15 protein-coding genes are annotated in these 25,314 nt (G+C 74.0%); 11 read left to right on the top strand and 4 right to left on the bottom strand.

Going from position 1 to position 25,314, the window contains the following annotated elements; translation table 11 throughout:
- Positions 1 to 50: 50 nt before the first annotated feature.
- From O7599_RS01335 to O7599_RS01315, 5 genes are all read left to right on the top strand, one after another.
- Positions 51 to 836, top strand: a complete 786-nt coding sequence (locus O7599_RS01335; RefSeq protein ID WP_281620192.1) for an enoyl-CoA hydratase/isomerase family protein — start codon at positions 51 to 53, stop codon at positions 834 to 836.
- Positions 837 to 1,052: 216 nt separating this feature from the next.
- Positions 1,053 to 1,193, top strand: a complete 141-nt coding sequence (locus O7599_RS01330; RefSeq protein ID WP_281620191.1) for a hypothetical protein — start codon at positions 1,053 to 1,055, stop codon at positions 1,191 to 1,193.
- Between the two features lie 183 nt (positions 1,194 to 1,376).
- Positions 1,377 to 4,289, top strand: a complete 2,913-nt coding sequence (locus O7599_RS01325; RefSeq protein ID WP_281620190.1) for a LuxR family transcriptional regulator — start codon at positions 1,377 to 1,379, stop codon at positions 4,287 to 4,289.
- 206 nt (positions 4,290 to 4,495) lie between these two features.
- On the top strand, positions 4,496 to 5,677 hold the full coding sequence (locus O7599_RS01320) for a trypsin-like serine protease (protein ID WP_281620189.1): 1,182 nt from the start codon (positions 4,496 to 4,498) through the stop codon (positions 5,675 to 5,677).
- Positions 5,678 to 5,737: 60 nt separating this feature from the next.
- Positions 5,738 to 7,525, top strand: a complete 1,788-nt coding sequence (locus tag O7599_RS01315) for a PKD domain-containing protein (RefSeq protein ID WP_281620188.1) — start codon at positions 5,738 to 5,740, stop codon at positions 7,523 to 7,525.
- Between the two features lie 199 nt (positions 7,526 to 7,724).
- Here O7599_RS01315 and O7599_RS01310 read toward each other — a convergent pair whose 3' ends face one another.
- A complete protein-coding gene (locus O7599_RS01310; RefSeq protein WP_281620187.1) occupies positions 7,725 to 10,907 on the bottom strand; it encodes a BTAD domain-containing putative transcriptional regulator in 3,183 nt (1,060 codons plus the stop codon).
- A gap of 219 nt (positions 10,908 to 11,126) precedes the next feature.
- On the opposite strand from O7599_RS01310, the gene O7599_RS01305 reads away from it, so the two are divergent.
- The gene (locus tag O7599_RS01305) at positions 11,127 to 11,666 is read left to right on the top strand and encodes an RICIN domain-containing protein (RefSeq protein WP_281620186.1); all 540 of its coding nucleotides are present in this window, start codon (positions 11,127 to 11,129) and stop codon (positions 11,664 to 11,666) included.
- A 232-nt stretch (positions 11,667 to 11,898) separates the two neighbouring features.
- On the top strand, positions 11,899 to 12,843 hold the full coding sequence (locus O7599_RS01300; RefSeq protein ID WP_281620185.1) for a S1 family peptidase: 945 nt from the start codon (positions 11,899 to 11,901) through the stop codon (positions 12,841 to 12,843).
- Between the two features lie 78 nt (positions 12,844 to 12,921).
- Here O7599_RS01300 and O7599_RS01295 read toward each other — a convergent pair whose 3' ends face one another.
- A complete protein-coding gene (locus O7599_RS01295; RefSeq protein WP_281620184.1) occupies positions 12,922 to 13,758 on the bottom strand; it encodes a hypothetical protein in 837 nt (278 codons plus the stop codon).
- 78 nt (positions 13,759 to 13,836) lie between these two features.
- Positions 13,837 to 14,649 carry an alpha/beta hydrolase gene (locus O7599_RS01290; protein WP_281620183.1) on the bottom strand — a complete coding sequence of 271 codons (813 nt, stop codon included), beginning with the start codon at positions 14,647 to 14,649 and terminating at the stop codon, positions 13,837 to 13,839.
- A 174-nt stretch (positions 14,650 to 14,823) separates the two neighbouring features.
- On the opposite strand from O7599_RS01290, the gene O7599_RS01285 reads away from it, so the two are divergent.
- The 4 genes from O7599_RS01285 to O7599_RS01270 all read left to right on the top strand — a co-directional run bounded on the left by O7599_RS01285 (position 14,824) and on the right by O7599_RS01270 (position 22,412).
- Entirely contained in the window at positions 14,824 to 15,399 is a 576-nt protein-coding gene (locus O7599_RS01285; RefSeq protein WP_281620182.1) for a YceI family protein, read from the top strand.
- Positions 15,400 to 15,791: 392 nt separating this feature from the next.
- The gene (locus tag O7599_RS01280) at positions 15,792 to 16,430 is read left to right on the top strand and encodes a sigma-70 family RNA polymerase sigma factor (RefSeq protein WP_281620181.1); all 639 of its coding nucleotides are present in this window, start codon (positions 15,792 to 15,794) and stop codon (positions 16,428 to 16,430) included.
- A 284-nt stretch (positions 16,431 to 16,714) separates the two neighbouring features.
- Complete coding sequence (locus O7599_RS01275; protein WP_281620180.1) at positions 16,715 to 19,498, top strand: LuxR family transcriptional regulator; 2,784 nt, start codon at positions 16,715 to 16,717, stop codon at positions 19,496 to 19,498.
- Positions 19,499 to 19,604: 106 nt separating this feature from the next.
- The gene (locus tag O7599_RS01270) at positions 19,605 to 22,412 is read left to right on the top strand and encodes a LuxR family transcriptional regulator (RefSeq protein WP_281620179.1); all 2,808 of its coding nucleotides are present in this window, start codon (positions 19,605 to 19,607) and stop codon (positions 22,410 to 22,412) included.
- Positions 22,413 to 22,469: 57 nt separating this feature from the next.
- On the opposite strand, the gene O7599_RS01265 is transcribed toward O7599_RS01270, so the two are convergent.
- A complete protein-coding gene (locus O7599_RS01265) occupies positions 22,470 to 25,307 on the bottom strand; it encodes a LuxR family transcriptional regulator (RefSeq protein ID WP_281620178.1) in 2,838 nt (945 codons plus the stop codon).
- Positions 25,308 to 25,314: the final 7 nt, after the last annotated feature.

The following is a 25,314-nucleotide window of genomic DNA, read 5'->3' as shown; positions in this document are numbered from 1 at the left end:
GGGAAGTTCACCCGGGGCCGCCCTCGTCCCCTCCCGAAGGAGATCGGATCGTGAGCATCGCCCCGCGCGGCACGGATGTCCGGTACGACGTCGACGGTGCCGTCGCCCGCATCGCGTTCGCCCGCACCGGCCGGGCGAACGCTCTCGATCTCGCGGCGGCGCATACGCTCGCCGCGGCCGTCCGCAGGGCCGCCACGGACGAGTGCCGGGCCGTCGTGCTCACCGGTGACGGTGAGCGCTTCTGTGCCGGCGGGGACGTGCGCTCCATGGCCGAGGCCGCGGACCGGTCAGGCTACGTCCGGGAACTCGCCGCAGTCCTCGGCGACGCCCTGGGCGCGCTGCGGGCGCTCCCGGCGCCGGTGGTGGCCGGCGTCCACGGCGCGGTCGCCGGCGCGGGCCTGGCGGTCATGCTGAGCGCGGACGTCGTCGTTGCCGAGCGCTCCACGAAGTTCGTGTCGGCCTACGCCGGGATGGGACTGACTCCCGACTGCGGTGTCTCCTTCCTGCTGCCCCAGGCCGTCGGCCGGCAGCGTGCACTTGAACTCGCCCTCACGGGGCGGGTCCTCACCGCGCCGGAGGCACGCGACTGGGGCCTGGTCGCCGCGGTGGTGGACGAGGGGAGCGCGGGCGCTCGAGCGGAGGAGATCGCCCAGGGCATGGTCGCGCAGCCGCCGTTCGCGCTGGCGGAGGCGAAGCGGATGATCCGCGCGTCCGGCGGACGGCCGCCGGCCGCCGGCCTCCGGGACGAGGTGGACACGATCGCGGAGGCCGTGGGTTCGGCCGAGGCGACGGCGCTGATCGACCGATTCACCGGCGGGGCCGCGGTGCGGCGTTGACCACGCCGTCACCCGGTGGCCGCATCGTTCAGCACAGGGCGGCGAGACAGCGAGTGGCGGTCTGAGGCCAGGCCGCGGCTCGGTCCGAGTGGGCCTCGGCACTCCGCCACGTTGACCGCGAGGCCGCCGCGGGCCGTCTCCTCGTACGTGCGAGCAGCACCCGGCCGAGTCCGCCGAACCCGACGATCCCGAGGTCGCCGCGGCCATCGCGATGCGGTGGAGGACGGACAGCTCGCTGCGCCGCGCCGTGCCGAGTACCTGACGCACCGCCAGGTCGCCCTCGACGACGTCGAGCGCCCGGGCGAGCTGCTGCTCACACAGGCCCGCCCGGCCGGCGCCGGACGCGAGCCCGAGTAGTGGGGTGGACCGGAAGGGGCAGCCGCCAGCGCCGCCCCGATCAAGGACGCGCTCCGGAGGGCGGCGCACCCGGCGGAGGGACCCGTGTGTGCCGGAAGGCGGCCCCCGCACACAGGGGCGTGTACATGACCATTTCGTCCTAGGGTGGGGGAGTGCTGTCGGGCGGGATCACAAAGGAGTGAGATGGCCAGCGGACGGCGTGGCGCGAACGTGGTGCGTACCAGCTCGCCGGTGCTCGTCGGCCGTGGCGCGGAGTTGCGTGCGCTGCTCGACACCGTCCCGAGCCGCTCGACGATGGTGCTGATCGAGGGCGAGGCGGGGGTGGGCAAGACGCTGCTCGTGCATGAGCTGCTCGTGCATGAGCTGCTCGTGCAGCCGCGTATCGGCCGGCTGCGCGTGATGGTCGGCCACTGCCGGCAGGTTCGTGAGCCGTTTCCGTACGGGGCGCTGATAGAGGCGCTGCGCGCGCCGGCCGGGCTGCCCGCCGTGGAGCTGAGTCCGGTGGTCGGCGCGTTGCGGCCGCTGCTGCCCGAACTGGGTCATCTGCTGCCGCCGGAGCCGGTGCCGATCGGTGACCCGCACGCCGAGCGGCACCGGTTGCTGCGGGCCGTCCGGGAGTTCCTCGGCGCGCTGGGGCCGGTGTTGCTGGTGGTGGAGGATCTGCAGTGGGCCGACGACGGTACCCGGCAGATGCTGCGGTTCGTGATGAGCGACCCGCCGCCGGGGCTGTCGGTCGTGGTCACGTACCGCCGCGAGGACCTGGCCGGCCGGCCGCCGCTGGGTGCGGCCTGTCGTCCGCCCGACACCGTGGCTCGGGTGGTGCTGCGGCTCGCGCCGCTGGACGTCGGCGGGGTTGCCGAGCTGGCCGGGGCGATCCTGGCGGACGAGGTTCCCGCCGACCTCGCCGCCCGGCTGCACGAGCGCACCGCGGGGATCCCGTTCGTGGTGGAGGAGTTGCTGCGCTCCTGGTCCACGACGGCCGCCCTGGAGGGCCCGGCAGACGGCTCCGCGGAAACCGAACGACGTCTCACCGACCGTCTTTTCGACGACGTCGAGGTGCCGGTCCTGCTGCGCGACGCGATCGCCGACCGGCTCGCCGGGCTGCCGGCGCCGACGCGCCGCCTCATCCACGCGGCTGCCGTCCTGGGCGTTCCGTCGCGGGTCGAGCAGCTCATGGCCGTCGCCTCGATCGACGCCGACACCGCGTGGCTTGCCCTCACCCAGGCGGCCGAGCGGGGGGTGTTGTTCGAGATCGAGCCGGCCCGGTACGGCTTCCGTCACTCGCTCGCCCGGCAGGCGGTGTACGACGCGCTGAGCGGTCCGGTCCGGCAGGACCTGCACGCCGCCGCGATCGGTGCGCTGGCGAGGCTGGACCCGCCGCCGCTGGTGCAGCTTGCCGAGCACAGCCGCAGCGCCGGCCGCACGGCGGACTGGCTGAACTACGGCGAGCGTGCGGCCGACCTGGCGACGGCGGTCGGTGACCCGTCCGCCGCCACCGCCCTGCTGCGCCGGCTGGTGGCCGAGCCGGACCTGCGCGGCCCGGACGTCGACCGCCTCGCGGTCAAGCTCGGCACCGTCGCGTACAGCGGCCTGGACCCGCACGATCCGGTGGCGACCCTCGAACGGCTGCTGAACGACCGGCGGTTGTCGACGGCGGCGCGCGGCGAGGTCCGGCTGTTCCTGGGGCTGCTGCTGGTGCGGCAGGAGGGCCGGGTGGAGGCGGCGCGGGCCGAGATACGCCGCGCGGTCGCGGACCTGTCCGAGCAGCGGCCCGGGCTGGCGGCGAAGGGCATCGCGCTGCTCGGCACCCCGTTCATCGGCGGGGCGCCGTTCGCCGAACAGCGGGTGCTGCTGGCCGAGGCCGAGCGCCGGCTCGCCCGGTGCGACGACGGCGAGCTGCGGATCTCCCTGCTGGCGAACCTGCTCGGCTCCCGCCTGCACGTCGGCGACCCGGCCGTGCAGGCCGACCTGCTCTCCCTGCCGTACGCCGCGGACGACGTCGGAGAGCGGCGCCAGCTCGCGCGGGCGCGCTGCAACCTCGCCGACGCCTGCACCACCGTCGGCCACTTCGCGCAGGCCCGGGAGTTCCTGGCGACGGGAACGCAGCTCGCAGCGTCGGCGGGCAGCCCGTTCGTGATCAGTACGGCGCGGTCGACGCAGGTCCGGCTCGACTGGTACACCGGCGACTGGTCCGGGCTCGCCGACCGCGCGCACCGGCTGCTGGCCGACTACCGCGACCTGCTGCCGGTGGCCAGCGAGCTGTCCCTCGTGCTGGGGCTGCTGGCGATCGCGCGGGGCGAGTGGGGCGCGGCCGAGGAGCACCTGGTCCGTACGGGAACCGAAGCGCCGAACGAGGCGATCACCCCCGTGGTCATCGCCGGCTTCGCCGGGCTGGCCCGGATGCGACTGGCCCGGGACGACGCGGCCGGCGCCGCCGGCGCGGCCGAGGAGGGCATCGCCGTGCTGCGCCGCAAGGGCGTGTGGACGTGGGCGGCCGACCTGGCGCCGGTCTCGGTCGGCGCACTGCTCGCCGCCGGGGGTACGGATCCGGCCCGCGCGTTCGTCGCCGAGCTGGCCACCGAGGTGGCCGACCGCGACGCGCCGCTGGTGCACGCCGCCCTGCTGGTGTGCCGGGGCGAACTAGCGGAGACGGACGGCGACCTGTCCGCGGCCGCCGGCTGCTACGCGGCGGCGCACGCGGCGTACGAGCGGCTGCCCGCGCCGTACCTGGCGGCGCTGGCCGCCGAGCGGGGGACGCTGTGCCGGCTCGCCCTCGGCGACGTCGGCGTCGGCGACGAACTCGCGGTGCTCGCCGACGCCTTCGAGCAGCTCGGCGCCGCCCGCGACGCCGCCCGCTGCCGGCACGACGTGCGCAGCCACGGCGGAACCACGCCCTCCCGGCGCGGCCGGCGGGGCTACGGCGGCGCGCTGTCGCCACGGGAGCAGGACGTCGCCCGGTTGGCGTCGCGGGGACTGACCAACCGGGAGATCGCCGACGTGCTCTTCCTCTCGCCGCGCACCTTCGAGCAGCACGTCGCCAAGGTGCTGCGCAAGCTGGGCGTGCGCTCGCGGTCCGACATCAGCGTGGCGCCCTGACCGCGGGAACAATCCGTAGAGCCACGCAATCAAATCCCCCAAGCAATCCGTAGGCTCCCGGGAGAACACGGGCAACGGCGTCGCCGTGCAAAAACCCGTAGACCTACGGGCACTTATGCGGATTGTTTACCTCTCCACGCCTGCCGATCCTCTCGGGGCACGGTCACATACCCCCGATGACGTGGCCTGCCACGCGAGGAGAGTGCATGAGAGGCGTACGACGAATGCGGTCCGGCGGCATCGCCGGACTGATCACCGGCCTGGTGCTGCTGACACTCGCCCCCGCGGTGTCGGCGGCGGCCGCCGTGCCACCCGACGACCCGCCGTCCGAGGCGGTCACACCGCTGGAAGCCAAGCCGCACGACGGCCCGAGCGCACAGATCATCGGCGGCGAGCCGGCGTACGTGCGCGACCACCCGTTCGTCATCGCGATGCTGCGCGAGGGCGGCCCCCGGCCGCAGGGCCAGACCTGCACCGCCGCCGTGGTCGCGCCCCGGGTGATCGTCACCGCGGCGCACTGCAAGGACGGCGCGGGAACGAAGACGATGCTGTACGGCTCGGACGACCTGACGCAGCCCGGCGGCACCGAAATCGAGGTCGAGCACTACTTCCAGCACCCGAACTACCAGCCGCCGAACGGCTGGCAGACGGGCTGGGACGTCGGCATCGTGGTCACCAAGACCGACATCCCCGTGCCGGCCGGCTTCGAGTACCCCAGGGTCGCCGACTCCGGTGACGCGCACCTCACCCAGCCGGGAAACTCCTCGCTGCTCCTCGGCTACGGCCGCGTGAGTGACGGCGAGAACGAGTTCGGCCACATGCGCAAGGTGGAGGACTACCCCCTCGTCGATGGCAGCAACACGTGCGGGTCCTTCGGCACGTTCAACGGCCGGTACATGGTGTGCGGCGGGTACGCCGACGGCCACGACGGCATCTGCCAGGGCGACAGCGGCGGCCCGATGCTGGTCGACGGCGTGATCGTCGGGGTCGCCTCATGGGTGCGCGTCGGCTGCAACAGCTATGGCGCCTGGGGCCGGCTCACCAACGAGATGGGCGACTGGGCCAACGAGATGATCGACGAGTGGGGCGGCAACCCCACCCCCGGTGCGCCGACGGCCGCGTTCGAGGCCGACTGCGCGGAGTCCCTCACCTGTGCGTTCGACGCCTCCGGCTCCTCGGATGAGGACGGCTCGATTTCCTCGTACGCGTGGGACTTCGGCGACGGTCAGAGCGGGACCGGTGAGACCGCCTCGCCCACCTATCCCAACCGGAAGGCGAACTACACCGCCCACCTGACCGTCACCGACGAGTCCGGCCACACCGACACCGTCACCAAACCCCTGACCTGCTGGAGCTTCTCCACCGAAGCCTTCTGCTTCGCCCAGTAGGCAGGCCGTCCGCAGCCCGGACCGGGCAGCACCCTCCACCACTCCCACAAGGAGACATCCATGTCACAACCCGCAAGAAGGAAGAGAAGGCGGCTCGCCGGAGTCTGTCTCGGCGTGGCCGCGCCCCTCGGCCTCGTACTGAGCGGCCTCGGCGCCGCCGAAGCCGCCGGCACCACCGGCGCCACAGCAGACGTGCGGATCGTCAACGCCGGCGCCCCGGAGGCGATCAAGGGCAGCTACATCGTCGTCCTCGACGGCGCACCGTCCAAGGCGCCCAGCGCCCAGGCATCCGTCGCGGCGAAGGCCGACGCCCTGACCGACCGCTTCGGCGGCGAGGTCGGCTACGTGTACGCGGCGGCGCTGCGCGGCTTCTCCGTGGAGATGAGCGCCGCGCAGGCCAAGCGGCTCGCGGCCGACCCGGCCGTGCGCTACGTCGAGCAGAACGCGAAGGTCGAGGCCGCCGAGACGTGGGGCCTGGACCGCATCGACCAGCGCGACCTGCCGCTGGACAACGCCTACACGGCGCCGAACGACGGCTCCGGCGTCACGGCGTACATCGTCGACACCGGGATGGACCTGGACCACCCGGACTACGGTGGCCGGGCGAGCAGCGGCCACGACTTCATCGACGACGACGCCGACGCGAGCGACTGCCAGGGCCACGGCACCCACGTCGGCGGCACGGTGGGCAGCCAGACCTGGGGCGTGGCGAAGAACGCCGACCTGGTCGCGGTACGGGTGCTCGACTGCAGCGGCAACGGCTCGTACGAAGCGGTCATCGCCGGCATCGACTACGTCACCGAGAACGCTCCGCAGGCCGCGGTCGGCAACATGAGCCTGGGCGGCCCCCGGGACGCCGCGGTGAACGAGGCCGTGACCAACTCGACCGCGGCGGGCGTCCCGTGGGCGGTCGCCGCGGGCAACTCCAACGCCGACGCCTGCAACACGAGCCCGGCGAGCACGCCGTCCGCGCTGACGGTCGCCGCGTCGGACAACCAGGACCGCCGCAGCATCTGGACCGGAGGCCAGGCATCCAACTGGGGACAGTGCGTGGACCTGTTCGCTCCGGGCACCAGCATCACCTCGACCACCATGGGCGGCGGCAGCGGCGGGAGCAGCGGAACGTCGATGGCCAGCCCGCACGTGGCCGGCGCGCTCGCCCTCGCGGTGAGCGCGGACCCGGGCGCCTCGGTGACGGACCTCAACGCCGCGATCGTGAACTCCGCGACGCCCGGCAAGATCACCGACCTCAGAGGTTCCCCGAACAAGCTGCTGTACGTGGGCGACCTGGGCGGCGGTGAGCCGGGGGTGCCGGCGGCGGCGTTCGAGGCGGACTGTGCGGAGTCGCTGGACTGCGGGTTCGATGCCTCGGGTTCTTCGGATGAGGGCGGGTCGATTTCCTCGTACGCCTGGGACTTCGGCGACGGCGCGACGGGGCAGGGGGTGCGACCTTCGCACTCCTACGCCGCCGCGGGCACGTACGACGTGACGCTGATGGTGACGGATGACGAGGGCAACACGGATGAGGTCACCAAGCCGGTACGGGCCGGTGTCCCGCCGGCCGGTGAGCCGCCGGAGGCGTCGTTCACGGTGATGTGCCAGTGGGCGACGTGTCAGTTCGACGCGGGCGGCTCCTCGGATGCGGACGGTGACATCGCCTCGTACGCGTGGGCCTTCGGCGATGGCCAGAGCGGCACCGGTGAGACCGCCTCGCACACCTATCCCAACCGGCAGGCGAACTACACCGCCCACCTGACCGTCACCGACGGGTCCGGCCACACCGACACCGTCACCAAACCCCTGACCTGCTGGAGCTTCTCCACCCAGGCTTTCTGCTTCGCCCAGTAGCCGACGACCAGGAGTCGCCGCCCCCGTGCACCTCAAGGAGCACGGGGGCGCCGCCGGCGGGCTTTTACAGCTCACGGTTGGCGTCGGTCACACCCTGCCGGAGCGCGCCGCCGTCCGCTCCGATACCGCGACTTCCTCGACCTGGTCTCCCGGCCCGAGACCCGTGAACGGCTCGCCCACCCGGCGGCGCCCGTCGGGGCTATGCCTGGCGGATCAGTGTTCTGGCGTGGTCCCGCCAGTCCGCGCCGATCTCGGTGAACAGTGCCAGGGCCCGGTGTTCGTGGCTCTGGTCCGGGCGTTCGCAGGCGCGCAGCGCGTGGTGTGCGACGAGGTGGGCGCGGGCCTGTCCCAGGCGGTGGCCCGTCTCCGTGTGGATCGTCAGCGCCTGGCGTGCGTGGTCGACGGCCGCCTCGTGGTCGCCCCGGTCGAGGTGGACGGCGGCGAGGCCGGTGAGGCACTGGCCCTCCAACAGCCGCGACTCCGTCCGGCGGGCGATGTCGAGGGCCTCGCCGGCCTCGTCGGCCGCGCGCCGGGGGTCGCCGGTGTGCCGGTGCGCGGCGGCCAGGCCGATCAGGGCCTCCGCCTCGGCGTAGCCGCTGCCGATGTCCCGGGCGATCCGCAGCGCTTCGCGGTGGTCGGCGATGGCCTGCGGATGGTGGCCGAGGCGGTGGCGGATGGTGGCCAGGGTGTTCAGGGCGTCGGCCTGGAAGCGCAGGTCGCCGATGCCGCGGGCGAGCGCGACCGCGGCGTCGGCGAGTTCGAGTGCCCGGGCCTGGCGCCCGGCGTCCCGGTGGACCGCGGCGAGCACCCGCAGCGCGTCCGCCTCCGGCGCTCGGGCGCCCACCTTCCGGCGCAGGTCCCGGGCCTCGGTCAGCGCGGCCAGGGCGTCGTCCAGACGTCCGAGAACGTGGTAGCACTCGCCGAGGTTGCCGAGGTGGCTGCCCTGTCCGGCGAGGTAGCCGGTCCGCTGGTGGATCGCGAGGGCCTCGCGGTAGTGCTCCGCGGCCTGCTGCAGGTGCCCCAGCTCGTGGTAGACGATGCCGAGGTTGGCCAGCGCGGTCGCGTGGCCGTCGAGCCAGCCGGTCTCGCGGCCGAGGTCCTTCGCCCGGGTGTAGTGGTCGATGGCCGGCCGGTACTGGGCCTGGTTCCAGTGGAACAGCGCCAGGCTCAGATGCGCGGCGCCCTGGGCGCGCCGGTCGCCGTCGGCCTCGGCGCACTGCAGCCCGGAGCGGGCGACGGCCGGCCAGTCCACCGTGTCCCGCCGAAGGTCGAAGTAGCCGCGCAGGGAGTCGGCGAGCCGCCATCCGGCGGCCTGCGGACCGTGCCCGGCGGCGTGGTGCACCGCGGCCGTGAGATTGGGCCGCTCCGCCTCGATCCAGGCCGACGCCCGGTCCTGGTCTGCGAACGGGGCGTCGGCCCGCGGGCGGTCGGTCTCGGGCGGCGGCAGCCGCAGCTTGTCCGGGTAGAGCACCTGGGCCGTCGCGTCCACCCGGGACAGGTAGTGGCCGAAGAGCCGCCCGAGTGCCGCCCGCCGGTCGGCGTCGGACTCCTCCTCGGCGGCCCGTTCCGCGGCGTAGAGGCGCAGCAGGTCGTGGAGTGCGTACCGGCCGGGCACCGGCTGCTCGACCAGGTGGGTGCGGACCAGCCCGTTCAGCAGGTGCGCCGCCGACGACGGCGTCAGGCCGGCCAGCGCGGCGGCGCCCTCGGCGGCGATGTCGGGCCCCGGCACCAGGCCCAGCAGCCGGAACAGCCGCCGGCTCTCGGGTTGCAGGGCGAAGTACGACAGGTCGAAGGTCCCGCGCACGGCGGCCTGTGCGTCGCCGTGCACCTCCAGCATGGCGAGCCGGTCGCCGGTGCGCAGCCGCTCGGTGAAGTCCTCGATGCTCAGCCCGGGGTGCGTCAGTATGTTGGCGGCGGCGATGCGCAGTGCCAGCGGAAGGTGACCGCACAGCCGGGCCAGCTCCGCCACCGCCGCCGATTCCCCCCTCACCCGGTCCGGGCCAAGCAAGCGCACCAGCAGGGCCCGTGCCTCGGCCGCGGCCAGCACGTCGAGGGTCAGCGGCACCGCGCCTTCCCGTGCGACCAGCCCGCCGAACTGGTCCCGGCTGGTGACGAGGACCAGGCTGTCGCCACTGCCGGGGAGCAAGGGCCGTACCTGGTCCGCGTGTTGGGCGTTGTCCAGCAACACCAGCATCCGCTTGGCGGCCAGCAGACTGCGGTACAGCGCGGCGGCCTCCTCCTGCTCCACCGGGACCTCGGCGGCCCGTACGCCGAGCGCGCCGAGGAACCTCGCCAGTGCGTCCAGTGGCCGTAACGGCGCGCCGGCGGCGTAGCCCCGCAGGTTCACGTAGAGCTGGCCGTCGGGGAACCTGTCCTCGACCCGGTGCGCCCAGCGCACGGCGAGGGCGGTCTTGCCGACCCCGGCCGGGCCGGCGATGGTGCAGACGACCAGCTCCGCCGCCCCCGGCCCGCCGTGGGAGGGGCCGTCACCGCCCGGCAGGAGCGCGTCCAGCCGGCGCAACTCGGCGTCCCGCCCGGTGAAGCCGGCCACGTCGGCGGGTGCCTGGCGCAGCGCCACCCGGCCCCTCGCGCCGGCGGTGGCGGTGGCGCCGGCGGCCGGCTCCCGGGCCGGAGCCGCCAGCCGCGGGTCGTCCGAGAGCATCGCCTGCTCCAGCTCGCGCAGCCTCGGGCCGGGCTCCATGCCGAGTTCGTCCACCAGCAGCCGGCGCCCTCCGCGGTAGACCTCCAGCGCCTCGGCGCGCCGCCCGCACCGGTACAGCGCCAGCATGAACTGCGCACGCAGGTCCTCCCGCAGCGGATGCTCGCCGACCAGGCGACGCAGTTCGCCGACGACGTCGGCGTGCCGGCCGAGCGCCAGGTCCGTGCCGAGCCGGGCATCCACCGCGTCCAGCCGGCACTGCTCGAGCCGGGCCGCCTCCGCCGCCACCGTCCGGCTGGCCGGTACGTCGTCCAAGGCCGGCCCGCGCCACAGCGCCAGCGCTTCGTTCAGCCGGGTCGCGGCCGCGTCCGGGTCGCCGTCGGCCAGGCTGCGCTTGCCGGACTCGGCGAGCTGCTCGAACACCCGGGCGTCCAGGTCCGGCTCCTCGACGACGAGTCGGTACCCGCGGTCGTGGCTCGTGAGCCGGCTCGCCTCGGCGCCGCCGAGGAGCCGCCGCAGGCGCATGACGTACCCCTGGACGACACTGGCCGCGGTTTTCGGCGGGCGTTCGCCCCAGATCTCGTCCGTCAGGCGATCGGTCGTGACCATGCGGCCGGCCTCGGTCAACAGGACCGCCAGCACGACCCGCTGCTGTGGCGCGCGGATCAGCGACCAGTCGGCGCCGTCCCACACCTGAAGCGGCCCCAGCACCCGAAACCGCATGCCATACCTCCGGTCAGCCCCCCGCTCGCCGAATGATCACCGGCGGTACGGCCGGTCAACTCCACGACCGGAGTCGCGCGCCCGCGAGCGGCCGCCGCCCCGGACTGCCCGGACCGCGCCGCCGACTCAGCGTCAGCTTATCGCCGGCACAGCACGGGGAGCCACGATCGGATGCGGCTCGCTTCGCAGCCACAGTCGACCCGCAGGGATGGAGACACCATGCGAACCACGTTGCCACGTGTCAGACTGCCGATCCTCGCGCTCGCCCTCGGTGCCGCAGCAGCCCTGCTGCCGACCGGAGCGGTGGCGGCGGCGGCATCCGCGACCGCGATCCCCACCGGACAGGTCACGATCCGGCCGGTCTTCTCGGACAAGTGCCTCGACGTCACCGGCGCCAACTCGGCCGACGGCACCGTCATCCGCCAGTACGCCTGCCACGGCCAGCCGCACCAGCGCTTCACGCTGCAGGAGGTGCAGGCGGGCCAGTACGCCATCCGGCCGGTCTTCTCCGAGAAGTGCCTCGACGTGCCGAACGCCAGCTCGGCGGACGGTGTCGCCGTCGCCCAGTACGGCTGCCACTTCGGCCCGCACCAGCGGTTCTACCTGCAGGAGGTGCAGACCGAGCAGTACGCGATCCGCCCCGTGCACGATGAGAAGTGCCTCGACGTGACCGGCGCCAACTCCGCCGACGGCACCGAGATCCGGCAGTACGGCTGCCACTTCGCGCCGCACCAGCGGTTCCGGCTCGTCCCCGGCTGATCGGCCCGGGAAGGACTCCGCGCCCGGCGCGCGCCCCGACGGGCCGTCGCGCCGGGCGCGGAGTCCGACGGCGCCGGCCTTCGGCGGGCCGCGGAAGGGGGATATCGGACGACGGCTGGCCTGAAGACGGCCTTGGCAACGCCGGGTGCGGTGGGAGAATCCTGTTTGTCAGGGACATGCCGTCATGACCGGTAGGTCCCACCAGGTTTCCGACTCCTCGCGGGAGGAAGACGTGAGCAGCGACCGCACCCACGCCCTCAGACGCACCGCCCGGCGGTTACGGCGGCCGGTGACCGCACTGACCGCCCTGGCCGTGCTCGCCCTGCCGGCCGCACTCGGGCTTGCCGGCCCGCAGGCGGCGCAGGCCACGCCGCGGACGTTCAGCGCCACGGAACTCGCAGCCGCGGGCGACGCCGTCCTCGCCGCCGACATCGTCGGCACGGCCTGGGGCGTCGACCAGGCGACCGGCACCGTCCTGGTCACGGTGGACGAGCGCGTGTCCGCCGCCGAGATAGCCGAGCTGCGCAGGAGCGCGGGCGCGCATGCCGACGCCCTCACCTTCGAGCGCACCGCCGGCACCTTCCGGCCGTACCTCCAGGGCGGTGAGCCGGCCTGGGGCAGCGCCGGCCGTTGCACCGTCGGCTTCAACGTGCGGGTCAGCAGCGCCGACTACTTCGTGACCGCGGGCCACTGCACGGATGCCAACCCCTCCTGGTACACGAACTCGTCGCTCACCACGCCCGTCGGCCCGACCGCGGCGAGCAGCTTCCCGGGCAACGACTACGGCATCGTCCGGTACACCAATGCGGCGGTGCCCCGGCCCGGAACGGTCAACTGCAACGGCACGATCATCGACATCACCGGCCCCGCGACCCCCGCTGTCGGCCAGAGCGTCACGATGGCCGGAAGCACCACCGGCTGCCACGGCGGCGGCATCACCGGCCTCAACGTCACGGTCAACTATCCGGACGGGATCGTCAGCGGGCTCATCCGCACCACCCTGTGCTGCGAGCCCGGCGACAGCGGCTCCCCGGTGTTCACCCTCACCGGGGACGGCACGACGGCGCTCGCCGTCGGGATCGTCTCGGGCGGCTCCGGCAACTGCACCTCGGGCGGCACGACCTTCGTCCAGCCGATCAACGAGATCCTCGCGGCCTACGGCGCCGTCCTCACCTGATCCGACCTCGTCCGGACCGCCCGGTGCCGGGCGGCCGGGCGAGCGCGCGGCTCCGCGGGCGCACGGCGACGGCCGAACCTAGGCGAACTCCCGCAGTACCTCCGCGATGTTGGCCCGGTTCGTCTCCAGCGCGTCCAGCCCGGCGGCGTAGCGGTCACGGTGTCGTGCGATGTCGGCGGTCTGTTTCTCGGCCCGCACGGCGCGCCAGATCTCGACCGTACCGTGGCGGCGCTTGCAGGTGACATCCGCGACGGCGGTGGCCCGTTCCCGCCGCGTGTGCCGGGTGTTGCCGTCGCTGCCGCGCCGCCAGGCGTCGTCCGTGTACGCCGCGACGGGTGAGCGGTAGCGCGTGAACCCCTGATCTGCCATGCACCGGGACCACTCGTCCCAGGCCGCGCGCATCCGCTTGTCGCGCTTGACCGCCTTGTCGACGACGTACGACCGCCTGCTCGCGTAGAGCCAGTCCCGTTCGAGGTCGATCCCGCGCATCAGCCGGCTGTTGGCCGCGGCGCTGCAGGCGGGGTGGTCCGCGTACTCGGCGGAGGTCATGCGGCGGCCCCGCGGCGCAGTGGCCGGGGATTCCGCCGGGTCCCAGCCGTAACCCCAGCGTCGGGCGTCATCGAGGTCGGCGGCGCCGTAGTCAGTACTCACCGCGGTCGCGACGATCGGGTCGCTGGGATACCGGGGGTCGAGCGGGAAGTCCGGGTGGCCGTGTTCCGCCATGCACTGCCGCACCAGCAGCGCCGTCGCCCGCTGGCTTCGCCGGAAGTCCTCCGGCGTGTAGTCGTAGCGGTCGGCCGGGAGCGGACCGGGGGCCGACGCCGTGGCTACGGCGTCCGGGAGTTCCGAGCCGGAAGCGCAGATCGCCGCCAACGCCGCCACGGCCACCGGCCGCCACCACCCCTGTCTCGCCATGCGCACGGATGTTAGCGAACGGCCGTGCGCGATCGGGCAAGGGTCTCATCCCGGCTCGCCTCGGGGTACGCGGTCCCCTCACGCTCCCGAGGGCGAGCGCCAGCCCGCGTGCCGCACGGCCCAGTCCAGGACGTGATCGGCGATCTCCTCCCAGCCCTGCTGCGCGGGCAGCAGGTGCGCCCTGCCCGCGTACACCTCGACCTCGGTGAGGGTTGCCGGCGATTTGTAGTGCTTGGCGTTGGACCGCTGCACGCTCGGCGGCATGATGTGGTCCTCCCCGCCGGAGACGAACAGCAGCGGCGCGCGGTCGTCGTTGCGGTAGTCGACGTGGGTGTCCTGCGGGCCGGGCTTGAAGTTCGCCAGCGCGCTGTCCCAGACGATCCGCCCGGATGCCGGGACGTGGTAGCGCCGGTAGAGCTCGCGGGCCTCCTCCTCGCCGAAGGTGTTCGTGAACGCATACCTCCACTGCTCGAACGTCAGGCCCACGGCCCTGTGCCGGTTCGCCGGGCTCTTCAGCACGGGGAAGGTCGACCTGATCTGCGACGGCGGGACGATGCGCACGCCGTCGGTCGGTGCGGAGTTCAGCGCCACGCCCGCGGCGCCGAATCCGCGGTCCAGCAGTACCTGTGTGAACGTACCGCCCGCGGAGTGGCCCATGATGATCGGCGGCTCGTCGAGGGCGCCGACCACCGACTCCAGGTGCGAAATGATGGCCGCGCCCGTCAACTTCTCGATCGGCGCCGGGTCGGCGTTGAGACTCTCGACCTCCACCTCGAGCCCCGGATAGGCGGGTGCGATGACGCGGTGGCCGGCCCGCTCGTAGCGGTCGACCCAGTGTTCCCAACTTCGTGGCGTTACCCAGAACCCGTGGATGAGCACGATGGTCTTCATGCGAGGCCCGCCTTTCCGGCGTGGTAGCCGATCCGCTGAGTCCACCTTCGACCGGATGGGCCGGCGGGATGTGACAGAGCGGGCCGCGCGGGCAGAAGGCCGCGGCGGGCGTGTCACGGGGCCGAGCGGCTGTCTTGTCTTAGCTGTCGACACCCGCCATCTCTTGGAGAGCCGATGACTACGGCAGCCACCACCTCGATCCCGGGCTACCGCGCGGGACTCTGGGAAATCGACCCGGTCCACTCCGACGTCTCGTTCACCGTCCGGCACATGATGGTCAGCAAGGTGCGTGGCCGGTTCGGGACCTTCTCGGGCGAGATCGTCACCGGCGACGACGTGACCGATTCGTCCGTCACCGCGTCGATCGACCCCGCCTCCGTCGACACGGGGAGCGATCTGCGGGACAAGGACCTGCGCTCGGCCAACTTCTTCGACGTCACCAACTACCCGATCTGGACGTTCCGTTCCACGGGCGTGCGCCCGGACGGCGACCGCTTCGTGGTCGACGGAGAGCTGACCGTCAAGGGCGTCACCCGTTCCGTCCCGCTGGCCGTGGAGATGAACGGATCGGCGCCCGACATCGATGGCGGCACCCGCGCCGGCTTCTCGGCCTCGACCACGATCGACCGCAGCGACTTCGGCGTCGACATCAAGTTGCCGCTGGACGGCGGTGGAGTCGTCGTGGGCAACACCGTGCACATCGCTCTGGAGATCGAGGCGGTGCTGCGCCGGGCGTCGCCCACCGTGTGACACCGGTGCCCGAGCCACCACCGCCCGGCCCGCCCGCGGCTCGCACCCGCGCCCGCGCACGACCAGCCCCCGGCCCGGCCCCTCCTGGGGGGCCGGGCCGGGGGCGCTGTCGACGGCAGCCGTCGACGGGAGCCGCCGGCTGCGTCCTCTGGTGCGTCCCCCCGAGGGCGTACCAGACGACGTTCTGCGAGGGTGCGGCGTTCGCCCGCGGCTCCCTGCCCCCTGTGCACGTTCCAGATGCCCACCGGCAGGTGCGGGATACATCGCAAGAACGCATGAGATCGCGGCCCGGGACCCTCGTCACGGGGGTTCATGCATCCGTGTGATGTCCGGTGGCGCGGTTCGACGTTTGCTGAGGTCTCTTGCTGACGCTCACTCTCAGTGGAGACAGGATGATCTCGACCTGCGAACCTCCCGCCCAGAACCGAACGGACGAGTCGGCGTTCGCCGCCGTACGCCCCCGGCTCTTCGCCATCGCCTACCGGTACCTCCAGGACGTGGGCGAGGCCGAGGACGTGGTTCAGGAGACGTGGTTGAGGTGGGCCCGCACCGACCGCTCGGTCGTCGTCAACCCGTCCGCGTTCCTCGCCACGACCGCCACCAGGCTCGCCATCAACGTCGCCTGTTCTGCCAGGCGCCGTCGCGAGAAGTCCGTGGGACCCTCGCTCCTGGCCGAGGCCGGTTACGGCGGCGACCTCGGGTCGGCGGCGGAGCGGTACGAGGCGGTCGACCTGACGGTCCGGCTGCTGCTGGAGAAGCTGTCGCCCGCCGAGCGCGCCGCCTATCTGCTCCGCAAGGCCTTCGACTACCCGTACCGGAGGATCTCCGAGCTGCTGAGCCTGGGCGAGAGCTACGCGCGGCAGCTCGTGCGGCGGGCCGGTGCCCACCTGGCGGAGGATCGGCGCCGCCCGGTGGACACCACCACGCACCAGCGCCTCGTCCGCGCGTTCCTCGACGCGGCCGAGACCGGTGACCTCGACGGCCTCGAGGAACTCCTCGTCGCCGGCCTCACCCTGCGGGCGAGTGCGTGACGAGCCGCGACGCGCGGCCTCGGACGGGCGCCGCTTCGGGCTCGGCACGCCCCCGGCGGCCGTGGGTTCCGCCCACGGGACCGGCGGGCCCTGCTCTTCGTCTCGCCGTGTCCCGGCCCACGGGGGCCGGTGACCACCGGGGACGGGGCACCGGACACCGGGGGTGCCCCCCGTAACCGGTGAGGGATCGCCAGGGGGCACTCCCCGATGCGATGCCCGGACGTCTCGCGCCACTGTGTGTCCCACGGCAACGTACGTTCGCCGACGGGCCACCCGGAGGAGTCATGGCGGTCGAGAAGACGAAGAGCTTGCTCTCAGGCGGCGGGCGAGGCACGCAGGCGTCGCCACCCGGCACGGCCGGGGAGCTGCCGCTGCACGGTCGGGAGTCCGAGCTGGGATCGCTGCGGGAGCGGCTGACGGCGCTGGCCGGCGGAGCGGGCGGGGTGGTCACGGTCAAGGGGCCGCCCGGTTCCGGGAAGACCCGGCTGCTCGCGGAGATCCGGGCGCATTCCGTCCACGCGGGTCTGGCCTGCCGACAGGGCACGGGTAAACGTGCCGGCCTCACGCTTCCGTTCGGGCCACTGCTGGAGGCGGCATCCGCGAGGGCGCCGTTGGTCATCTGCCTGGACGACGTGCAGTGGTGTGACCCCGAGACGCTCGGCGTGATAGCCGCGTTCGCGCAGGACGCGGCGACCTCGCAGATGCTGTGGGTCCTGGCCGTGGGGCCGGCCCACGACGGCGCGCCCGAGTCGGTGCACCCGCTGCGGCGGGTGCGCGACGGCGCCAACGGCCGGATCGTCCTGCGCCCGATGGCCGACCGGGCCGTCCACGCGCTGGCGGCCGACCTGCTCCAAGCCGAGCCCGGGGAAGCGGTGATGCGGATCGTACAGCGCGCGGAGGGGGTGCCGGGGCTGGTCGTCGAGCTGCTTCGGGGCATGCGGGAAGAAGGTCTCCTCACCATCCGGGACGGTGTCGCCTCGACGGCGGGGGAGAGGCTCCCCCGCCGGTTCCACGCCCTGGTCCGGGACCGGCTCGACCACCTGTCGCCGGCCGCCCGGCGTGGCCTGCAGGTCGCCGCCGTACTCGAGCCGACGTTCACCGCGGCGGACATGGGCGCGCTGACCGGAGTCACACCGGACGAGATCGCCGCGCTGACGGCGGAGGCGGTCGGCGCCGGAATCCTGTCCCGCCGGGGGACACTCCTGACCTTCCGGCAGGATCTGGTCCGCCAGGCGATCTACGAGGCACTTCCCGCGGCGTTGCGCCGCTACCTGAGGCGGCGGGCGGTCAACGTACGCCTTGCTCACGGGGACAGGGCGACGGACGTCGCCGCCGTACTCGCCGAGACCGCGGTGCCGGGCGATCTCCAGGCCGTCGGCCTGCTGCGCGAAGCGGCGGCGGACCTCGCGGCCACGGCGCCTTCCTCGGCGGTGGCATGGAACCGCAGGGCCCTCGAACTCGCGGGGCCGGAGGGCACGCACACCACCGTGACCATCGACCAGACGGTCGACCTCCTGGGCGCGGAGGGCCGGTACACCGAGGCCATGGCGCTGGCCGACACGGCGTTCGAGGGGCGTCTCACGCCGGAGGCCGAGGGCCGGTTGCGGCTGAGCGTGGCGCGGCTGGCGAGCCACACGTCCTTCGTCGAGGCGGTCCGCCAGTGCCGGATCGGGCTGACGCTGCCGGATCTCCCGGAGTCCCTGCGCGCTCGGCTCGCGGCACTCGAAGCACTGCATCTCGCCCATGCGGGAAACGCCGCACAGGCCGTCGCCGCGACCGGGCCGGCCACGGACAGCTCCGACGACGCGGCTGCGGCCACCGCGCACGCCGCACTGGCCGGGGTGGAGCTGGCCCGGCTGAATCCGGCACGCGCCTGCGCGTGCCGGGACCGGGCCGACGCTCTTGCCGCGCGGTCACCCGTCCGGCACCCGCCGTGGGAGCTGGAGGACTGCGGGCGGGCGTTCGTCCACCTCGCGTCCGGGCAGGTGGGGGCGGCGCTGCGCGACACCGACGAGGCCGTCCACGCGGCCCGCCGGAACGGGCACACCGCCGCGGCGCTCCTGTGGTCCCTGACCCGGTCGCGAATCCTGCTTGACGCGGGTCGTCCCGCCGCCGCCCGCGCGGAGGCCGACTCCACGCTCTTGGCGGCCGGCGACCTCGGCTCCGGCGACTTCGCCGACCTCACCGCCCGGTACGCGCTCGGCCGGGCGGCGCTGCACCTGGGCGACAGGGACGGCATCCGCCGATGTGCGGCCGAGGGCGCGCGGATGACGGAGGCCGCGGCGCTCTCCGTGCGCCGTACCGGCGTGTGGCTGGCCGCGCTGGCGGCCGACGCCAGCGGCGACACGGCCCGCCTCGTCGGACTCGTCGAGCGCATCGGCGGGGACTCGCGCCCGTCGGACGCGCTGCCCGGAGTTCCGGCCGACCCCGCCGACCTGGTCGTGCTCGCCCGGCTCGCGCTGCGCGGCAGGCACGGCGGACTCGCGGCGGCCGCGGCGGAGCAGGCGCAGGGGTGGGGGCCCGGATCCCCCTTCCTCCGGGGCGTCGCGGCCCACGTGCGCGGAATCGTCGGGAACGACCCCGCCCTCCTGCTGCACGCCGCCACACTCCTGTCGGACACCGAACGCCCCCTCGTCCACGCCTCGGCGGCCGAGGACGCGGGCCGGGCCCTCGGCGACCGGGGTGATCCCGCCGCGGTGGCTCTCCTGGACACCGCGCTCGGCATCTACGAGGGCGCGCACGCGGCCCGTGACGCGGGTCGCGTCCGGAGTCGGCTGCGCCTGCTCGGCGTACGCCGGGCACGCCGGTCCAGCGACAAGGCGGCGGAAGGCCGGTGGGGGTTGACGGCGGCCGAGGTGGAAGTGGCCCTGCTGGTGGCCCAGGGAGCCACCAACCAGCAGGTCGCCGAGCACATGTCCCTGTCGAGTCACACGGTCAGCACCCACCTGCGGCACATCTTCACCAAATGGGACATCAGGTCGCGGGTGGAGCTGGCCCGTCTCGTGCTGGCACACCAAGCCGCGACCCCGGGCCCCAACCCCCCGGGGTGTCCCCGGTCTCCCGCCTAGGGACCGGGGCCACGCACTCCCTGAAGCGATCGCGGCATCGTCCCGGTCACCGTGGTGGTACTGCGCCTCCTCTGGCGCGGCACGGCACACGGGGACGGGAGGGGCGATGCGGCTGGCGCGGAGCGGGGCCGGCGGAGAGCTCGGGAGGGAGCCCCGGCTGCGCGGGCGCGAGGCCGAACTCGCCGACGTGGCCGAGCGGATCCGGCAGGTGCGCGACGGGCACGGAGGCGTCGTCCTCGTCGAGGGGGCACCGGGAGACGGCAAGAGCCGCCTCGTGCGCGAGGCGCGGGCCATCGCCCGGGCCGAGTCGGTCCGCGTTCTCGGCGCGACCGGTGAGCACCACCGGCGGGGGGTTCCGTTCGGCGTGCTCCGGCGGGCACTGGGGGCCGGTGAACAGCCCGTCGCCGGGACGACCGATCTCCCGGCGCCGGCCGTCCCGGCAGCGCAACATCTCCGGCCCCTCCGGGCGCTGCAGGACGAGCTGCGACTGTCCGCGCGGGACCAGCCGCTGCTCGTCGCCATCGACGACCTGCAGTGGTGCGACGGCGGGACGCTCCTGGCGCTGCGTGCCCTGCCGGCCAGGCTGTCAGGGCACGCGATCCTCTGGCTGGTCACCGTGCGCGCCGGTGCGTCCGACGCAGGGGTACGGGCCACCGTCTCCGGGCTCGCCGGCGCCGGCGCCCACACGATCCGCCTCGGCCCTCTGCCGGACGACGCGGTCGCCCGGATCGCCGGAGACCTGCTCGGAGCCGAGCCGGGCGCCGGCATCCTGCACCTGCTGGGGCAGACCGGCGGGCGCCCGCTCCTGGTGACCGAGACCGTCCTCGGGCTCATGGCCGAGGGGGCCGTCACGAGGGCGGACGGCGTCGCACATCTGGCCGCCGGCCATGCGCCGATCCCCCTCCACGGCTCCGCCCACCGTCTCCTGGGGCATCTGTCGCCGGTCGCCCGGGAGGTGCTGCGGCTCGCGTCGGTACTCGGCCGCGACCTGGACGCCGCCCGGCTCGCCGACCTCAGCGGGCGGCACACCGCCGAGCTCGTCGGGGCCCTCCAGGAAGCCGTCGACGCCGGACTCGTCGCCCCCACGGATCCCCTCACCTTCCGGCACGACATGGTCCGCGAAGCCATCCGCGAAACGGTGCCCGAGCCGCACCGCAGGGCGACGCGCAAGCGAGCCGCCGAGCTGAGCCTGGCGCAGGGCACGCCGACCGCCCAGGTGGCCGTGGCCCTGGCGGAGGCCGCGGAGCCCGGCGACCACGAGCTCGTCGCGCTGCTGCGCCGGACCCTGCCCGACCTCGCCCAGGGCTCACCCGACACCGCCGTGGCGGTGGCGCGGAAGACCGTCGCCCTCGCCGCCGCGGGCGGCTCCGCGCACCATGCCGAAGCGGTCGCGGACGCTCTGCCTCTGCTCGTGCGCGTCGGCCGCGGGGGAGAGGGCCGGGTACTCACCGAGTCGGCCCTGGCGGAACCGCTGCCCGCGGCCGTGGAGGCGCGGGTACGGCTGGCCGCGGCGCTGGCGGCGCTCCAGGGCTCCTTCACCGAAGTGCTGCGGCACAGCACGGCCGGAACCCGCCTGGACGGCGTACCCGAAGGACTGCGCGCTCCGCTGCTGGCCCTGCGATGCCTGGCCACGCTGCTGACCGGCGATGCCACCGCGGCCGAGCGGCTGGTCACGTCCACCACCGACACCGTGCCGCGGGCCGGCAGCAACTCGGCCCTGGCGCTGCTGCGGGCCGCCGAGTCCGTGGCCCGGGTCCACCGGCTCGACTTCACCGCTGCCGAGCACCTGGCGGCCGAGGCCGTCACCCACGTGCCGGAGCCCTCCGCACTGTACGTCCCCGCCGTGTGGCGAGCCTCGCTGTACGGCATGACCGGCAGGGTGCGCGAAGGGCTGCGCGCGACGGCCGACGGGGTGGCGGCGGCCCGGCGGCCGGGCCACGCCCAGGGCCTGAACCTCTGGCTCACCGTCCGCGCTCGCCTCCTCCTGGCCGCGGGACGGCTGGCCGAGGCCCGGGCGGAAGCCGAGGCCGCGCTCGCGACGGCCGAGGCGTCAGGCGCCGGGGACACCGTCTCCTTCGAGGCGCTGTCCGTGATCGGGCGGGTCGGGCTGCTGACGGCTGATCCCGCCGCCTCGCAGCGCGCGGCCGCACACGCCGAGCGCACGCTCGCCTCGGAGACCGGGCCGATGCGTGCGGCGAGCGCGCGCCTGGCGGCCCGGCTCGCCGACGGAACGGGCGACCTGCGCCGGGTGCGGGCCCTGCTGGAGGACGGCGCGCTCGTCTGGGGATCGCCGGCATGGTCGGAGGACCCGGCCGAGGACCCGGCGCTCGTCCGGACGGCGCTGCGTTGCGGCGCGAGACACGTGGCGGCGGGCGTGGTCGCGCAGTCTGAGCGCCGGGTCGTACTCAACCCCGGCTTTCCGTTCTTCCGGGCGGTCGCGGATCACTCCCGCGGGCTGCTGGACGACGACCTCAAGGCGCTCCGGCGGGCTGTCCGGACCCTGCGCGGGCTCGCCATGCCTCTTCCTCTCGCCTCAGCCTTGGAGGACACCGGGAGGCTGCTCCTGAAGTCCGACGCCGACGCCGCCGCCGGGCCGCTCGCAGACGCGGAGCGCATGTACGCGCGTACGGGCGCCGAGAACGAAGCCGGCAGGGTGCGGCGCCTCTCCGGGAAGGAAGGGCTCCGGCGCCGGCGGCCTCCGGCCGCTCGGGGCTGGGACGCGCTCACCCCCGCCGAGCGGCGGGTCGCCTCGCTCGTCGCCGAGGGAGCGACCAACCGCCAGGCCGCAGAAGCGCTTTTTCTGTCTCCCGCCACCGTCGGCACCCACGTCCGGCACGTCTTCCGCAAGCTCGGCCTGAGGTCGCGGGTGGAGCTGGCCCGCGTCTACCTGGAACGCGACGCGACCGCCGGCTGACCGCGGCGGACGCGACGCGACATCCCGTGGGCCGTGGCGGGGTACTGACCGCCCCCGCTAGCAGGCCCGGCCGTGCGCATGCCCGCTGTCGGCGAGGGCGTCCTCGAGCTGCGTTCTGGAGCCGATACCGAGCTTCGCGAAGACCTTGCCGAGGTGAAACTCGACCGTACGCGGGCTGAGGAACAGCCGGGCCGCGATCTCCGGGTTGGTCAGGCCCTCCGCCGCATGCATGGCGATCTGGCTCTCCTGCGCCGTCAGTTGCCAGACCGCCGAGTCGGTCCCCGCCCGCTTGCGGACGGTCTCGCCCGTGGCGAGCAGCTCACGGCGGGAGCGCTCGGCGAACGCCCTCATGCCGATCGACACGAACGTCTCGTGGGCGGTCCGGAGATGAGGCCGCGCTTCGGCCCGCCTGCGGTTACGGCGCAGCCACTCGCCGTACAAGAGGTGAGCGCGGGCCAGTTCGGGGCGCAGGATCGTACGGCCCAACCGCTCGATCGCCTCGCGGTAGGCGCGGTCCGCGTCGTCGTCCCGGCTCACGAGCGCCCGGCAGCGGGCCAGGATCCCCTGGGCCCAGTCGGTGTCGCACGATTCCGTGGCGGCTGCCAGGTCATCGAGCGCTCCTTGCGCGGTGGTGTCGTCCCCGACGCGGGTCGCCGCCTCGACGACCTCGGGCAGTGCCCACTGGGCGAGGACGACGTTGGCACCCCGGGCCGTGGCCCGGGCCGCTCGCAGCGCCTGGTCGTACCGCGCCAGGCCGTTGTAGAGAAGCGCTGCCGCCCAGTTGGCCGAGACGATGCCGTTGAGCCGGCTGTTGGCGGTTTCCCGCTCGATCGCGGCGGTGAGCAGGCGGGGCCCCTCGTCCTCGTCGCCCTCCAGCGCCTTGAGCAGCAGCTTGGTGTGCTGGGTGCTGCCGACACCCGTCGAGGCGGCCAGCGCCTCGGATTCCGCGACGATCGCGGACCCGGTGGTGAAGTCGCCGCTCATCAGGGCCGGGATGCCCCACGCGTGGAAATTGACGGGGAACTCGGACACGGCGCCGGCCGCACGCACCTCTTCGGCCGCCTGGACGTGCGTCTCGACCATGAGCCGGTCCTCCCAGAGGAGCGCGGCCGAGCCACCGGCCGCCCAGATCCATTTCGTGGTCTCCTTGGGGGGAGTGCGGGCGATCGCGTCGGCCGCACTGCGCAGCGAGGGGAGTGCCGCCTTCCGGCCCTCGGTGACGAGCAGCGCGTGGCCTTCGACGAGGAGGTCGAGCGCGCGCGGGCTTCCCTCGGGGGGTGGCAGCCGCATCATCGCCCGCGAGATCGCCAGGAGGCTGTCCTGGTCGCCGGCCCCGTACGAGGCGCTGACCCACGCGATGAGGTACGTCTCCCGCGCCAGGTCCATGTCGAAGGACTCGAGCCGTTGCGCCGCCGCCAGCAACATCGGCGGCGCCTCGTCGTTGAAGCCTGCCGCGAACGTGACGTGACCGCGGACCAGGTGGGCTCGCACGCTCTGCCACTCGTCCTGCGCGTCCCGGGCGGCCAGGTCGGCGAACCGGCGGGCGACGTCGACGTCACCCGCGCGCAGGCCGGCCTCGGCGGCGGCAAGGGCGCGTTCGGTGCGCCGGGAGCCGTCGGCGGTCAGCTCCACGGACCGCTGCAGGAACGCCGCCATGGCGCTCAGTCCGCCGCGCGCCCGTGCCCGGTCGGCGGATTGTTCGAGTTCCGCCGCGACCGCTTCGTCGGGTGCCGTCGCCGCCGACGCGAGATGCCAGGCACGCCGGTCCGGGGCGGCCCGCGCATCCGTGACCTCCGCCAGCGCGAGGTGGACGGCCCGGCGCTCCTCCTTCCCCGCCGAGCGGTACACCGCCGACCGGACGAGAGGATGACGGAAGATCGCCCGTTCTCCGACATCCAGCAGCCCGTCGGTCCCGTCTTCCACAACGGTCGCGGGTGTGACGCCGAGCCGCTCGGCCGCGCGCTCCACCAGGGCGGGATCACCGGCCGGCTCGGCCGCCGCGACCAGCAGGAACAGGCGGGTCTGCCGGGGCAGCCGCTCGATCCGGTCCAGGAAGCTCTGCTCGATCTTCCCGGGCAGCGTCTCGGCGTCCATGAGGCCGAGGCCGCCCGCGATCCCGGCCTCGGCGAGCTCGCGCGGCAGCTCCAGCAGTGCCAGCGGGTTGCCCCTGGTCTCGGCCACGAACCGATCGCGGACCTCCGCGTCGACCGGCCCGTGTGCCACGGAGCTCAGCAGGGCCCGCGCGTCCTCGGCCCCGAGCCCGCCCAGCGCCATCACCGGCAGTCCGAACAGGTCCTGGGAGCTCCGCCGCGAGCCGAGGACGAGGGCGACCGACTCGGCCTGCAGCCGCCGGGCGACGAAACCGAGGACCTGAGCCGAGGCCGCGTCCATCCACTGTGCGTCGTCGATCACGCAGAGCAAGGGGGCCTTCTCCGCCGCCGCGGACAGCAGGCTCAGTACGGCAAGGCCGACCAGAAAGCGCTCCGGCGGCGTTCCGTCCCGAACTCCGAAGACCGACTCGACCGCGGTGCGCTGCGGTGCGGGAAGTTCCTCCAGCCCCTCCATCAGCGGTGCGCACAACTGGTGCAGGGTGGCGAAGGCCAGTTCCATCTCCGACTCGACACCGGCCGCTCGCACCGTCCGCATGCCGCTCGCCGAGCTCTCGAGATAATCCAGGAGAGCCGACTTCCCGATGCCCGGTTCGCCCTCCACGACGAGTACGCGGCTCTCGCCCAGGCGGGCAGCCGTGATCACCTCGTCGAGGCGGGCGCACTCCGATGCGCGCCCGAACAGCTCGGTGCCGTGGCCGTCGTGCCCGAACAGGGTGCGGACGCCACGCCGGCCAGCACCGTCGAATACTCCACCGAGGACGAGAGCGGTGCGCGGAGTGGCCATGCTGTCC

Origin of the sequence: Streptomyces sp. WMMC500 (genome assembly GCF_027497195.1) — a bacterium.
In the GTDB taxonomy this organism is placed as follows: Bacteria; Actinomycetota; Actinomycetes; order Streptomycetales; family Streptomycetaceae; genus Streptomyces.
The sequence above is the reverse complement of the archived record's forward strand: the minus strand, read 5'-3'. Positions and strand labels throughout refer to the sequence as shown.